Annotated in this window: 6 protein-coding genes; 5 read left to right on the top strand and 1 reads right to left on the bottom strand. The window is 59.9% G+C overall.

All coding sequences use genetic code 11. The annotated features are described in order from the left end of the window. Nucleotides 1-189 precede the first annotated feature (189 nt). Nucleotides 190-1,182: a transcriptional regulator ArgR gene (gene argR / locus BK670_RS23820; protein WP_185036821.1), complete on the top strand. Its 993-nt coding sequence runs from the start codon at nt 190-192 to the stop codon at nt 1,180-1,182. Between the two features lie 3 nt (nt 1,183-1,185). On the opposite strand, the gene BK670_RS23815 is transcribed toward argR, so the two are convergent. Then, entirely contained in the window at nt 1,186-9,045 is a 7,860-nt protein-coding gene (locus tag BK670_RS23815) for a dermonecrotic toxin domain-containing protein (protein ID WP_123453429.1), read from the bottom strand. A gap of 305 nt (nt 9,046-9,350) precedes the next feature. On the opposite strand from BK670_RS23815, the gene BK670_RS23810 reads away from it, so the two are divergent. The 4 genes from BK670_RS23810 (at nt 9,351) to astD (ending at nt 14,347) form a co-directional block, all read left to right on the top strand. Further along, nucleotides 9,351-10,571 (top strand): aspartate aminotransferase family protein, encoded by a 1,221-nt coding sequence (locus tag BK670_RS23810; RefSeq protein ID WP_123453427.1) that lies wholly within the window; start codon nt 9,351-9,353, stop codon nt 10,569-10,571. Between the two features lie 213 nt (nt 10,572-10,784). Continuing rightward, nucleotides 10,785-11,804, top strand: a complete 1,020-nt coding sequence (aruF, locus tag BK670_RS23805; RefSeq protein WP_007951057.1) for an arginine/ornithine succinyltransferase subunit alpha — start codon at nt 10,785-10,787, stop codon at nt 11,802-11,804. Between the two features lie 51 nt (nt 11,805-11,855). Further along, nucleotides 11,856-12,881, top strand: coding sequence for an arginine N-succinyltransferase (gene astA, locus BK670_RS23800; RefSeq protein ID WP_123453425.1), 1,026 nt, complete (start codon nt 11,856-11,858; stop codon nt 12,879-12,881). Then, nucleotides 12,878-14,347 (top strand): succinylglutamate-semialdehyde dehydrogenase, encoded by a 1,470-nt coding sequence (gene astD / locus BK670_RS23795; protein WP_185036829.1) that lies wholly within the window; start codon nt 12,878-12,880, stop codon nt 14,345-14,347. Before astA ends, astD begins: the two co-directional genes overlap by 4 nt. The last annotated feature ends 153 nt before the right edge of the window (nt 14,348-14,500 follow it).

The following is a 14,500-nucleotide window of genomic DNA, read 5'->3' as shown; positions in this document are numbered from 1 at the left end:
CCAGTTCTCTGTAGGAGCTGCCGAAGGCTGCGATCTTTTGGTCTTCAACAACAAGATCAAAAGATCGCAGCCTCGTTTCACTCGACAGCTCCTACAGGTGATCTGCGCCTGACTTATGATTTGTGTTCATTTACGGGCTAGCATTGGCCCATGCCTTCATCACTGTTCTTCGTTTCGGATCGCCCGCCCATGACTGCCCATCGAATTGGTTTCCTGATTTGGCCCAGCACTAAAGCGTTGACGCTGGCGCTGGCGGAGGAAGCCTTGCGTGTTGCTCAGCGTGTGCACCCGGAGGTGGTTTACGAACTGTCGTTCCTGCAGGCCGAAGCCGTGACAGCAGCGGCGGCCGATGGCGCCTGGCAATTGCCCGGTGAGGCGTGGACGGGCAAGCTCGAAAACTTCCAGAAGCTGTTTCTGCTCGCTGACGAGCCGCCGACCACGTTGGCGCCGGCACTCAGCAGTGCGCTCAAGCAACTGGTGCGTGCCGGTTGTGTCATCGGCGGTCTGTCCGCAGGTGTCTATCCGTTGGCGCAACTGGGTCTGCTCGATGGTTATCGCGCGGCCGTGCACTGGCGCTGGCAGGACGATTTCGCCGAGCGTTTCCCGAAAGTCATCGCCACCAGTCACCTGTTCGACTGGGATCGTGATCGCCTGACCGCGTGCGGCGGCATGTCCGTACTCGATCTCTTGCTGGCGGTGCTGGCTCGCGATCACGGTGCGGAACTGGCCGGTGCAGTGTCGGAAGAACTGGTCGTTGAGCGCATCCGCGAAGGTGGCGAGCGTCAGCGCATCCCGTTGCAAAACCGTCTCGGCTCCAGCCATCCGAAGCTCACCCAAGCAGTGCTGCTGATGGAAGCCAACATCGAAGAACCGCTGACCACCGACGAAATCGCCCAGCATGTGTGCGTGTCCCGTCGACAGCTTGAGCGGATCTTCAAGCAATACCTCAACCGTGTGCCGAGCCAGTACTACCTGGAACTGCGCCTGAACAAGGCCCGGCAGATGTTGATGCAGACCAGCAAGTCGATCATCCAGATCGGTTTGTCCTGTGGCTTCTCCTCGGGGCCGCATTTCTCCAGCGCCTATCGCAACTTCTTCGGTGCCACGCCGCGGGAAGATCGTAACCAGCGGCGCAGCAGCAGTCCTTTCGAGTTGTCGTCGGTTCCTCCCGAGCGCGGCTAGATCCTAGTCGACGACCATATCGGAATCATCCGAAGTAGGTAGGCTTGGCCTGGGTCCCGAACCACTGGAAAACGAGGAGTCTTCGAACGCGTCGATTTCGTGCCATGTCCGTCGCGTCTGCTCCAGTCTCGCCGTCCTTCTGCTGAGGTAAACATTGAGGGTATGCTGACTGGTCGAAGATAGCGGATTGCCGCTGAAGTCGAAGTCGATATTGTTGACGTCCATCAGCTCAAGGGGCAGTTCGACGATGGCGTTATTGTTCAGTCTGGCAATTATAAGATTGAAGTGATTGATCCATCCTGAAGGAACGTCGGTCAGCCCGGTGCCACTCAAGTCGAGGATGGACAATGCCGTCATCTGACTGAGATCGAGGGTGCGACCCAGCGGGTTGTTGCTCAGGCTCAGTCGCTGCAGATTGTTCATGGTCATCAACGCATTCGCAGTGTTCTCGCTGAGGGTGATATGACAATCGACCAGGCTGAGCTCCGTCAGACTTTGCATGCCCAGAACCGCACCAGGGATGTCGCCCAGGTGATAACTTTCCAGGGATAGTGCTTGCAGATTGCCAAAGCACTCGAGGAATCGACCGACCCGCGGGGACGCTGAGCGGCTACTCGCCAGGGTCAATTTGCGTACATGGCTGAAGTCAGCCGACAGTGTGGGCAGCTCGCCGATAAATGGCAGGCTCACGGAAAACTCGGACTCGTTCTGACCTTGCGCGACAATCCGGCGCCAGCAGTATTCCAGGCGCTCCCTGAATTGCTCCCTGCGTTCTCGCTCCTGACGCAAGGCTTCGGGGTTCAGTGGTGTGCCGCTGTCGGAATCGACGGGCGTCTGCCGGGTCCATGCCTCGAGGTCACTGATCAAGGTCGACATTTCGGTCTGTCGGCGCACCAGTTCAAGGTGCCCTTCGGCCAGTGTTCCCGGCAGGCTGTAGACCAGGTCGTCGAGGCGCGAATCGGTCAAGTGCGGATAGAGCTCGCGGGCCAGTCGGCTATCTTCTTCAGGTACGGAAATACCAAAATCAATGCCCAGTGTTTGCCGATGAGTTTTTACCCGCTCGCGCGTGGCCGGTAGCAGCGGATTCTTGTTCAGGTCAAAGCCATGGCTGGCGTCGGCGGGCAGTTGGAACAGCGCCTCTGGCAGCACGCTGATGCGGTTTTCATGGAGTACCGCTGTCTCCAGCGCCGGCAGTTCGAGCAGGCCGCGCGGGATCTGATCGATTCCGGTTTTGGAGAGGTCAATGAATGTCAGCGCTTGTAGCGCTGACACGTCAGGAGCGCTGCCTAGCGGATTGTTGTACATATCCAGCATGGTCAGTCGGGACAACGACGACAATGCGGCTTGCCCCGACTCATCCAGCGTAATGCCACAGTTGCTGAGCACCAGTGTTTTGAGTCGCGGCATGCGGGACAAGGATTGAGGGAATCCATCCAGGGCAAAGCGGCGCATTTCCAGTGCTTCAAGTCCGCTAAAGCAGTTCAGGAAACCCTCGGTGCCGGACAGCGCTTCGTTGCCCTGCAACGTCAATTGGGAGGCATGACTGAAATCGGCACTTAGCGTTGGCAGTTCACCGATCACCCTGAGATTGGCGTCGAACGCATTGAGCCTGAGCTCTGTTTTGCTGTTTTGTCGGCCACGCCAGAATTGTTCCAGTTGTCGACTGAACGCTCGTCGCTCAAACCGTTGTATCGCTCTGTCAGCAGCGCTCATGTTCAACCCTGTCCCACCTGTCGGGGCACGGTCGGACCACTCGGCGAGATCGCTGACCATTTGCGCGATTTCCATCTCCCAGCGCGCCAGTTGAGCGCTGCCGTCTGCCAGCGTTCCCGGCAATTCATAGATCACATGGGTGACATCTTCGATCTCCAGGCCAGGAAACAATTCCTGTGCTTTGGTGATGTCGGCAAGTTCGGGAAGTACGCCGAAGTCATAGCCAATGGCGGCGTAATGCGCCTTGATGCGATCACGACTGGCAACGGACAAAGGATTTTTTTCCAGATCAATGCCATCGGCCAGATCGATGTCCATCGCGAAAAACGATTCGGGCAGCTCCGTGATCGCGTTGTCGTTGAGGAGAGCATTTCGCAGGTTCGGGTGGGTGGTCAGCCCATTGGGCACGTTGGCCAGGCCGGTGTTGGTCAGACGAATATCGTTTAGCATCGGCAGCCCCGCCAGATCGGGAATCTGCACCAGCGTGTTATGGCTCAGGTCAAGCAGTTCAAGTTCACTCAACGATTGCAGCAACGTCTGCCCCTCAGGTGTGAGGGTGATACCGCAACTGGTCAGTGTCAGTTCCTTGAGTTCTGACAGGCGCGCAAGGTTGGCGGGGATCTGCCCCAGCGCGAAGTTGCGCATTTCCAGAGCGTGCAGGTTGGGGAACCGGTCAATGAAGGAGGCAATGTCACCAATGGCTGCCGTGCCCATCAGGTTCAGCGTTGACACGTGGCTGAAGTCCGCCGTCAGCCTTGGCATATTCCCGCTGAAGGCCAGATTGGCAAAGAAATGATCCTCGCGCATGCTGGTTGTAGTCGATCGGTTTTGCCAGAAACCCTGTAATCGTTGGGCGAATTCCGATCGTGCCGTGTAGTTGTTGTACAGCTCGATGGCATCGATGGCCGCACCGGTCACGGGATCATGTTGCGGTACTTGAAGGGTCCAGGCGCCGAGGTCGCGTTTGAGTGCTTCCAGCTCTGTTTTCCAGGTGTAAAGTTGAGCCCTGGCGTCTGCCAGGGTGCCTGGCAGGTCATAAATCACTTCACTGGCCTCGACAGTGTCGAGCGTCGGGAACAATTCGCGTGCCAGGGTGATGTCCGTGGCGGCCGCCAGTACGTCGAAATCCTGCCCGGTTCGACGATAGTAGGTTTTTATCCGCTCGCGGGTGGCGAGCGAGAGCTGGGGATTATCGGCCAGATCGATGCCGTCGCTGCGTTCAGCCGGGAGATCGAACAGGGCGTCGGGCAATTCGGTGAGGTTGTTCTCGCTCAACAGTGCTGTTGCCAGATTGGGATTGTCGGTGATGCCGGGGGGAAGCTCGCCGAGACCTGTGTCCGAGAGGTCGAGGTGCTTGAGGGCGGGCAGCAGGTTCAAATCGAAAAAGGAGCCGAGCGGGTTGCCGCGCAATTCGAGGGTCTGCAGCTGATTCATGGCGCAGAGTGCCGCCTGATTTTCCGGGCTGTTCACGACCCCGCAACTCTTGAGCTGCAGGATGACCAGTTGCTGCACATTGATGGATGACAGAGCGTTCGGCTCCAGGTCAAAAAAACTCAGCTCCAGCCGGGTCAGATTTTGAAAGCGTTGCAGGAACGGTACCAGGGCCGAAACGTTTCTGTTGCCTTCCAGCGTCAATTCACCAACGTGGCTGAAGTCTGCATCGATTGGTGGCATGTTGCCGATGAAGTCAACGCTCGCTTGCAGGTGGCTGTTACGCGGACTCGCAGACGAAGAGGCTCTTTCTCGCCAGAACTGTTCGAGTCTGATGCTGAATCCCTGCCGGGCGAGGCGCTGGTCGATTCGCTCTCTCATGGTGAGCGCCTGGCCGCTTTCCGGGTGATGTTCAGGCACGTCATTGGTCCATTGAGCAAGGTCGTTGTGCATTTTATGCACTTCGGTTTCCCATTCCGCGAGCTGAGCGCGACCGTCAATCAGCGTTCCCGGCAACTGATAGAGCAACGCGGCGGCCCGCTCGGTATCAAGGGCGGGAAACAGGTTCATGGCCCGATTCATGTCGGCTGTCTCAGGCAGGATGCCGAAGTATTTTCCGGTTTGCCGGTAGTAAGTTTTCACCTGCTCTCGACTGATTGGAGACAGTGGATTGTTGGCAAAACTGAAGCCATCGCTCAGCGCGGGATCCAGGTCAAAAAATACCTGGGGAATGTCAGTGATCCGGTTGCCGTCGAACCTGCCAGTGATGAGTCGAGGGTGATCCAGCACGCGGTCTGGCAGGTTGGTGATTCCCGTGTTGTCGAGATTGATGTATTGCAGCGAAGGCATGGTGTGTACATCGGGCGCGATACCTAGACGGTTGCCTCGCAAGTCCAGCAGCAGGAGTTCGGGCAGGCGGGAAAACAGCACTCGGCTGTCGGCAGGCAGGACAATGCCGCAGTCGCGCATGGTCAGATTTCGCAGCCTTGACATTGAGGTGATTGCGGGCGGCAGGTTTGGCAAACTCAGGTTTTGTATGTCCAGATAATGCAGTTGCGGGAATTGCTGCAGAAACCCATCGACGGCACCGGTTCGGGCACTGCCATTGATGCTCAGCGCCGTGACATGACTGAAGTCAGCGTTCAATGCAGGGAGGTCACCGATGATTGGCTCCCTGATCTGCAGCACGTAACCGCCGGAGTTGCGCAATTCCCTGCGCCAGCAGCGTTCCATATCCATCCTGAGGCGCGTTCGGCTTTGCGTCGCAGCCCTTCGTTCAATGGCCGTCAGGGGAAGACCGGTGGCAGGATCGGTTGCGGGGATCTGGTTTTCCCACAGCCGCAGGTCATCGCGCAGTTGGCCAAGTTCAGTCCTCAAGCGAGCCAGTTCGTTTCTGATGGCGACCGGGTCCTGATTGAATCGGTTCGCAAAGTTCTCGGCGTCCTGAGCGGTGTAGCCACGAAAGATCACTTGAACAGGTTCCAGCGGTGCGGGTTCTGCGAGGGCGCCGGGCGGCGCATAAGCGTCAGGCAGGCCAAATGTTGGCTGGCGGCCGCCGCGCCCCACCAGGCGCAACGTTTCCAGCTCGGGTTTCGGCGCGGGGGGCAGGGAAATCGCCACGCGCAAGTCATCCCGATCCAGTGGTCGGGCGCGGATCGCGTTTCGCAATTGTTCTGGCTGGCCAATCTGCATGTTCAGGGCCTGGCGTTCGGCATCCGGCAGCGCATACAGAATGCTGGAATAAATATCGCTGGGCGCATGCAGTTCCTGGCCGCGGTCGTCAAATGGCTGATAGCGGCCATCGCCTTGTCTGACCAGCACTTTTTGCGCCGGCGCATCCGCTCGCCCGGTACTGTCGAGCATCTTGCCTTCATAGGTTTCGTCGCGAATTTCCAGACGCACATCACCGCTCCAGCCGGGCACGCGCCGGAGGCTGTGCAGAACCAGCGCGTCGGTGTCCGGGTTGTTCACCGAATCCAGCTCCAGTCCTTCGAAAGCACGTGTGATGCGCACCTGTTCGCTGGCCATCTGCATGAGTTGCTGTTGTCGTTGCGGCAGTTGCCCTTCGCTGATTTGCACGAGTTCGTCACCGCTGGCGCTGTTGAGCAACTGCTGGCTGACGCGGGTGGGCAGTGCGGGCTCGTGCTGTGCGATTGTCCTGACCAGTGGGTCGTCAGGTTGCTCGCTTGTCTGATAGCGGGATTCGAACATCGCGCCGCGTTGCTGTCTGGCTCGTTGCAGCAACTGCTTGCGCAAATTGCCCGTGCGCACATCAAGCGAGAGCGTGGGGCCGCCGAACGTTTCGCCGAGCAGTGTTCTGGCAGCCTGCTCATTCAGGCCATTGAGCACGGTTTTGAGTATGTCTTGCTCGATCAGGTTGTCCTGACGAATGTCCATCACCGACAGGCTTTCATCGGTCGAGGATTGCCAGGCGACTTCGCCTTGCGCGTCCACCCAGCGCAGGCGGTTATCGGCAGGCCAGCGCCCCGCCCCTGCGAGCAATTCCAGCTGTGTGAGCGGGTCGGCATCTCGATAGAGCTCGGGCAACTCACTGCCCAGTTGCTCGATGAAGACGTGTAGATCCTGATCGATTTTGAAGCGCGTGATGCTGTCGGCCAGGAGCGGCGGCACCGACTCCTGCTCGACATGCATTGTGCGCAAACCCTCTTCGTCATAGCCGCTGACCTGCAGTATCCGTTCGCGGCGTGCGGGTGAAAACGACTCCATTGATTGGCCGATGCGCCGCAGCGCCGTGTCGCTGTCCCAGGCCAGCGGCTGCTCGAGTTCGGTGTGCCAGGCGCCGTCGCCATTGTGGCGCACGATGGGGCGGTAGGCGTCGGGGCGGGTTGGGTGCTCAATTCGGTATTGGCCCGGAATGGCGCTCTCGCTGACGGCGTAGTGGCCCTGTTCAAGGGGCAGCAACAGTTTTCCATCGTGTTCGTGCAGGCCCAGGCGGGAGGGTTTTGAGTGTGTTGCCGGCAGGGATTTCTGCTGATAGCGGGCCAGGTTCGGTTCCCAGTAGCGGGTTTTGCCGGTGGCCGTCTGCACGGGGTTGAAGCGATCAATGAAGGCGACAATCTCTCTGGGCAGCACGTTGCGGAACTCGCCCACGGCAATGGCCCCGCCGGCGGCAAAAGCGCCGAGCTGGATCAGCGATTCGATACAGCCGAACAGATGCCCCAGTGCTTCAGTGGTCTGGCCGTACGACCATTCGAGGACATCCTCAAACACTTCATCGAGCCACTGGTAAGCCATGTACGCCATCATGATCTCGCCCAGCATCGGCACGAACGGCGCAATGACAAGGGCGGCGGTCTGCACAATCGTCGAGGCAATGGCGACGATTGAATCCCACAGTGCCCAGCGTACTTTCGAATCGACCGTGGCGGTCGCGACGGCAGTCACTTGCGCATCATTGAGAATCTTGTTCAGTTTGCCTTGATAGAGGTGCTCCCATAACTCGTCGCTGATCGGTGTGGCCGCCAGTTGCAGATTGGGCCTGTCGAACGGTTCGTCGCGCCAGGACGGCAGCGAGCTGTCCGCCTGCGGCTTGTGCCATTTCAGCTGGCTCAGGCGAGCGTTCAGGCTGGAGAAGAAAAGGCCGCGTTGTTCATGGTTGACGAAGCGGCTGAAGAATTTCTGGTAGTCGCGCGAGCGCAACTGCCGGGTCAATTCAACTTCCAGCGCCGCCGATGAGGCGTACTCCTTGATCGGGTGCTCCGGGTCATCCGGCACCCACGCCACCAGCCGTGCGACGCTTCGCGCTTCATCGGCCTGCGGGGCGAACACCACGATGCCGGTCAATGGGGCATCCATCATCGACAGGCAGTTGCATCGCAGGGCATGCCCATTGATCCGCAGGTGCGGCTGACCGTCGACCAGTCCGGTGATGGTGCGAAAATAGGCCTCGCTGATATCGTTGTTCATGCGGGCAAACAGCAGGGCGGCCTTCAGTGCGGCTTGCTGGCTTTTGTCGACCTGGAGGCGCAATGCCGACGCTTTGGTTTCATCGCTAAAGCCCAAATGGTCCTCCAGCCAGGTTTTGTACTGCGCACCGATATCCAGCGTTCGGCAGAGGCTGGTAAATGCCGGGATGCTCATTCTTTCCTTGATCCAGGGCAGGGTGTCGAACGGGTCGGTCAGTGACGGTTGGGTACGGAGGGCAGATGCGGCGTCGTCCTGGCGAGTGTATCGGCCGCCTTTCGGGGTGAAGACGATGAAGCCTGACTCGGCCTCATAGGCATCGTCACGGGTTTCCTTCTCCTCGAAGTTATGCAATGCGGCGTCCAGCAGCGATACCGTCCAGGTGCGTGCGCCGGTCTTGATCGGCAGCCAGGTTGCGGTGACCGGAACGTAGAGGTGCAGGTACGTGGTTTTGACGTCCAGATCCAGGTCGAATCTTTCTTTCAATGCGGCTTTGAGCAACGGTTCGGCAAAGGTCCCGGCATCCCGGAAACTCTCCAGTTGCCGGTCGACATCGTTTTGGGCGTTCCAGTGTGCAGCATTGAGCGCCTTCAACGCCTGATGCTGGGTGGCCGGTAACGCCCGCAGCTTGAGGGGCAGAGCGGGTTGAGTGGTCTTGAGGGCGGTGCGCCGGGCAGCCGAAGCGTTACCCAGCCAGTCGGGCATGCTGGCCTTGAGGTGCAGGTAATGAGCGTCGGGCTGGTTTGAATCGACGTTGGCGCGGGTGTCGGTAGTCTGCTGGTCGGTCGGATGCATCGGGCCAATCCTTGGCGTTCGGAAAGTGCCAAGCAAACCAGAGCAATGCCGCGTCGGTGCGGTACATATTTATACCGGTAAGAACGGGTTGAGTTGATATTCTTGCCGGCCTGCCGCAAATCGGCAGCGGCGGTTTAAACTGCGCCTTTGCGACGCTATATGTCGCATTGCCGTAAACCCGGGAAAATCCGGGGTTTGCGCTATAAGAAGTTGTCGCTTGGCGGCAAGGCCGGGCTGAAAACTGTCCTTACAATCCCCCCATCGCTCGCCAGTTTCAGGCGGGTGGCCCTCATCAGGAGACTCCGATGTCCGTTGAGCACGCTGCGGTACAACGCGCCGATTTCGACCAGGTAATGGTTCCCAACTACGCGCCTGCCGCTTTCATTCCGGTGCGTGGCGCCGGTTCCCGCGTCTGGGATCAGGCCGGCCGCGAGCTGATCGACTTCGCCGGCGGCATCGCCGTCAACGTTTTGGGCCATGCGCATCCAGCGCTGGTCGGTGCCTTGACCGAGCAAGCGAACAAGCTGTGGCACGTATCGAACGTGTTCACCAACGAGCCGGCCCTGCGTCTGGCGCACAAGCTGATCGACGCAACCTTCGCCGAGCGCGTGTTCTTCTGCAACTCCGGCGCTGAAGCCAACGAGGCCGCCTTCAAGCTGGCCCGTCGCGTGGCGTTCGACCGTTTCGGCAGCGAGAAGTACGAAATCATCGCCGCGCTGAACAGCTTCCACGGCCGTACCCTGTTCACCGTCAACGTCGGTGGCCAGTCGAAGTACTCCGATGGTTTCGGCCCGAAAATCACCGGCATCACCCACGTGCCTTACAACGATCTGGCGGCACTGAAAGCTGCAGTTTCCGACAAGACCTGCGCGGTCGTGCTGGAACCGATCCAGGGCGAGGGCGGCGTACTGCCGGCCGAGCTGGCTTACCTGCAAGGAGCCCGTGAGCTGTGCGACGCGAACAACGCGTTGCTGGTGTTCGACGAAGTGCAGACCGGCATGGGCCGCAGCGGCAAGCTGTTCGCTTACCAGCATTACGGCGTGACCCCGGACATCCTGACCAGCGCCAAAAGCCTGGGCGGCGGTTTCCCGATCGCAGCCATGCTGACCACCGAAGCGCTGGCCAAACATCTGGTCGTCGGCACCCATGGCACCACCTACGGCGGCAACCCGCTGGCATGCGCGGTCGCTGAAGCGGTGATCGACGTGATCAACACGCCTGAAGTGCTGAACGGCGTGAACGCCAAGCACGACAAGTTCAAATCGCGTCTTGAGCAGATCGGCGAGAAGTACGGCCTGTTCACTCAGGTACGTGGCCTCGGTCTGCTGATCGGTTGTGTGCTGAGCGATGCCTGGAAAGGCAAGGCCAAAGACATCTTCAACGCCGCTGAGAAAGAAGGCCTGATGATTCTGCAGGCCGGCCCGGACGTGATCCGTTTCGCCCCGAGCCTGGTAGTGGAAGACGCTGATATCGATGCTGGTCTGGACCGCTTCGAACGTGCTGCAGCAAAACTGACACAAGCCTGATAGACCCTTCGACGCCTGGAACTTTTCAGGCGTCGATCAAAATTTTATGCCGGACCAGATCAACTGTAGGAGTGAGCCTGCTCGCGATTGCGGTGTGTCAGTCGACTCATTGGTTTCTGACAGACCGCAATCGCGAGCAGGCTCACTCCTACATTGATCTTCATGTAGGCCCGGTTATTTCTTCTGTAAGTTCTGAGATTAAGGAGTGACACCATGCTGGTGATGCGCCCCGCGCAAATGGCTGATCTGGGCGAGGTACAGCGTCTGGCTGCGGACAGCCCGATTGGTGTCACTTCCTTGCCGGATGACGTGGAACGTCTGAGCGACAAGATTGCGGCGAGCGAAGCCTCGTTTGCCGCCGAAGTGAGCTTCAATGGCGAGGAGAGTTACTTCTTCGTCCTCGAAGACACCGCCACCGGCAAGCTGGTCGGTTGCTCGGCGATTGTAGCTTCGGCCGGTTACTCGGAGCCGTTCTACAGCTTCCGCAACGAGACGTTCGTCCATGCCTCCCGCGAGCTGAAGATTCACAACAAGATCCACGTGCTCTCGCAGTGCCACGACCTGACCGGCAATAGCTTGCTGACCAGTTTCTATGTGCAGCGCGAGCTGGTCGGTTCGCCGTGGTCCGAACTCAACTCCCGTGGCCGTCTGCTGTTCGTCGCCAGTCACCCGGAGCGTTTCGCCGATTCGGTGGTGACCGAGATCGTCGGTTACAGCGATGAGAACGGCGACTCGCCATTCTGGGACGCCATCGGACGCAACTTCTTCGACCTCAATTACGCTGAAGCCGAACGCCTGTGCGGGCTGAAAAGCCGTACGTTCCTCGCCGAGCTGATGCCGCATTACCCGATCTACGTACCGCTGCTGCCGGATTCCGCCCAAGAGGCGATGGGCCAGGTGCACCCGCGTGCGCAGATCACCTTCGACATCCTGATGCGCGAAGGCTTCGAGACCGATCACTACATCGACATTTTCGACGGTGGCCCGACCCTGCATGCACGTGTGTCGGGGATCCGTTCGATCGCCCAGAGCCGTGTGGTGCCGGTGAAGATCGGCGAGCCGGTCAAAGGCGCCGGGCGTCAGTATCTGGTGGCCAACGCACAGTTGCAGGATTACCGCGCGGTGTTGCTGGAGCTGGATTACGCGCCGGGCAAACCGGTGACTCTGGATCTGGAAGCGGCCGAAGCCCTGGGCGTCGGTGAAGGTGCCAGCGTGCGCCTGGTGGCGGTTTAACGCCTTAGCGAGTTTCACGGGTGGCGAAGGCGGCCCGTTTGAGGAGATAGCATGATTGTTCGTCCCGTACGCAGCAGCGATTTACCCGCTCTGATCGATCTGGCCCGCAGCACCGGCACCGGCCTCACCACCTTGCCGGCCAACGAAGAACGTCTGGCCCACCGGGTCGGCTGGGCCGAGAAGACCTTTCGCGGCGAAGCCGGTCGTGGCGACGCGGACTACCTGTTCGTGCTCGAAGACGACGATGGTCGTGTGGTGGGGATTTCCGCCATTGCTGGCGCCGTCGGTCTGCGTGAGCCGTGGTACAACTTCCGTGTCGGCCTGACCGTCAGCGCTTCGCAAGAGCTGAACATCTATCGCGAGATTCCGACGCTGTTTCTGGCCAACGACCTGACCGGCAATTCCGAGCTGTGCTCGCTGTTCCTGCACGCCGATTATCGCAACGGTCTGAACGGTCGCATGCTGTCCAAGGCGCGGATGCTGTTCATCGCTGAGTTCCCGGAACTGTTTGGCAACAAGATCATTGCCGAGATGCGCGGGGTCTCTGATGACGCCGGTCGTTCGCCGTTCTGGGAAAGCCTCGGTCGTCACTTTTTCAAGATGGAATTCAGCCAGGCCGATTACCTGACCGGTGTCGGCAACAAGGCCTTTATCGCTGAACTGATGCCGAAATTTCCGCTGTACACCTGCTTCCTGTCCGAAGGCGCACGTAACGTCATCGGCCAGGTGCATCCGGACACCGAGCCAGCACTGGCGATGCTCAAGAGCGAAGGTTTCAGCTATCAGGGTTACGTCGATATCTTCGACGCCGGTCCGGCCATCGAATGCGAAACCGGCAAGATCCGCGCGGTACGTGACAGTGAAGCGCTGGTGCTCGCCGTTGGCACACCGGGCGACGACGCCACGCCGTTCATCATCCATAACCGCAAGCGCGAAGACTGCCGCATCACCGCTGCGCCGGCGCGTCTCGCTGCTGGCACGCTGGTGGTCGACCCGCAGACCGCCAAACGTCTTCAACTCAACGCAGGCGACCAAGTGCGCGCCGTGGCGTTGTCCGCTGCACGGGAGTCGAAATAATGAATTCGCTATACATCGCAGGTGAGTGGCTGGCCGGTCAGGGCGAAGCCTTTCAATCGCTGAACCCGGTGACCCAGCAAGTGCTGTGGGCGGGGGAGGGCGCTACCGCCGCTCAGGTCGAGTCGGCCGTGCAGGCTGCGCGTCAGGCGTTCCCGGGTTGGGCACGTCGCACGCTGGAAGAGCGCATCAGCGTCCTCGAAGCCTTTGCTGCCGCCCTGAAAAACCACAGTGACGAACTGGCCCGCACCATTGGTGAGGAAACCGGCAAGCCGCTGTGGGAAGCCGCGACCGAAGTCACCAGCATGGTCAACAAGATCGCGATCTCGGTGCAGAGCTACCGCGAACGTACCGGCGAGAAGAGCGGCCCGTTGGGCGACGCCACCGCCGTACTGCGCCACAAGCCGCACGGCGTGGTGGCGGTGTTTGGTCCTTACAATTTCCCTGGCCACTTGCCGAACGGTCACATTGTTCCGGCGCTGCTGGCCGGTAACAGCGTGCTGTTCAAGCCCAGCGAACTGACCCCGAAAGTCGCCGAGCTGACGGTCAAGTGCTGGATCGAAGCGGGTCTGCCGGCAGGTGTTTTGAACCTGCTGCAAGGTGCGCGCGAAACCGGCATCGCCCTGGCGGCGAACCCAGGCATCGACGGTCTGTTCTTCACCGGTTCGAGTCGCACCGGCAACCATCTGCACCAGCAGTTCGCCGGGCGTCCGGACAAGATCCTCGCGCTGGAAATGGGCGGCAACAACCCGCTAGTGGTCGATCAGGTCGCCGATCTCGACGCAGCCGTTTACACGATCATTCAGTCGGCGTTCATCTCTGCCGGTCAGCGTTGCACTTGTGCACGCCGTCTGCTGGTGCCGCAAGGCGCGTGGGGCGACAGCCTGCTCAAGCGTCTGGTGGACGTCAGTGCGAGCATTGAAGTCGGCGCGTTCGATCAGCAACCGGCGCCGTTCATGGGCTCGGTGATTTCCCTCGGCGCGGCGAAAGCGCTGATGGATGCTCAAGAACATCTGTTGGCCAACGGCGCTGTGTCGCTGCTGCCGATGACGCAGCCACAGGCGCAAGCCGCGTTGCTGACCCCGGGTATTCTCGATGTCACCGCGGTGGCTGAACGTCCGGACGAAGAACTGTTCGGGCCGTTGCTGCAAGTGATCCGTTATGTCGATTTCGAAGCGGCGATCGCTGAAGCCAATGACACCGCTTACGGCCTGGCCGCAGGTTTGTTGTCGGATTCCGAAGCGCGTTATCAGCAGTTCTGGCTGGAAAGCCGCGCCGGTATCGTCAACTGGAACAAACAGCTGACCGGTGCCGCGAGCAGCGCGCCGTTTGGTGGTGTCGGCGCTTCGGGCAACCACCGCGCCAGCGCCTATTACGCGGCGGATTACTGCGCGTACCCGGTGGCGTCGCTGGAAACCCCGAGCCTGGTGTTGCCTGCCGCCCTGACGCCTGGCGTGAAAATGGCGTGATGCCCATTCGCGAGCAGGCTCGCTCCCACAGGTTCAGTGGTGTTCACACATTTTGTGTCCAACCTAAATCCTGTGGGAGCGAGCCTGCTCGCGAAGGCCGCGCCTCGGTCGCAAAGAATAGTTACTGAAGCCTATAACAACAGATTCTCGTGG

It is taken from the genome of Pseudomonas fluorescens (genome assembly GCF_003732425.1).
GTDB classification, from domain to species: domain Bacteria; phylum Pseudomonadota; class Gammaproteobacteria; order Pseudomonadales; family Pseudomonadaceae; genus Aquipseudomonas; species Aquipseudomonas fluorescens_BE.
Note: the sequence above shows the minus strand (reverse complement) of the source record. Positions and strands in the feature narration are given on the sequence as shown.

What these genes read in the sequence shown, in the direction of transcription:
- astA (WP_123453425.1), top strand. Translation starts at nt 11,856, where the DNA reads ATGATTGTTCGTCCCGTACGCAGCAGCGATTTACCCGCTCTGATCGAT.
- BK670_RS23815 (WP_123453429.1), bottom strand. Translation starts at nt 9,045, where the DNA reads ATGCATCCGACCGACCAGCAGACTACCGACACCCGCGCCAACGTCGAT.
- aruF (WP_007951057.1), top strand. Translation starts at nt 10,785, where the DNA reads ATGCTGGTGATGCGCCCCGCGCAAATGGCTGATCTGGGCGAGGTACAG.
- argR (WP_185036821.1), top strand. Translation starts at nt 190, where the DNA reads ATGACTGCCCATCGAATTGGTTTCCTGATTTGGCCCAGCACTAAAGCG.
- BK670_RS23810 (WP_123453427.1), top strand. Translation starts at nt 9,351, where the DNA reads ATGTCCGTTGAGCACGCTGCGGTACAACGCGCCGATTTCGACCAGGTA.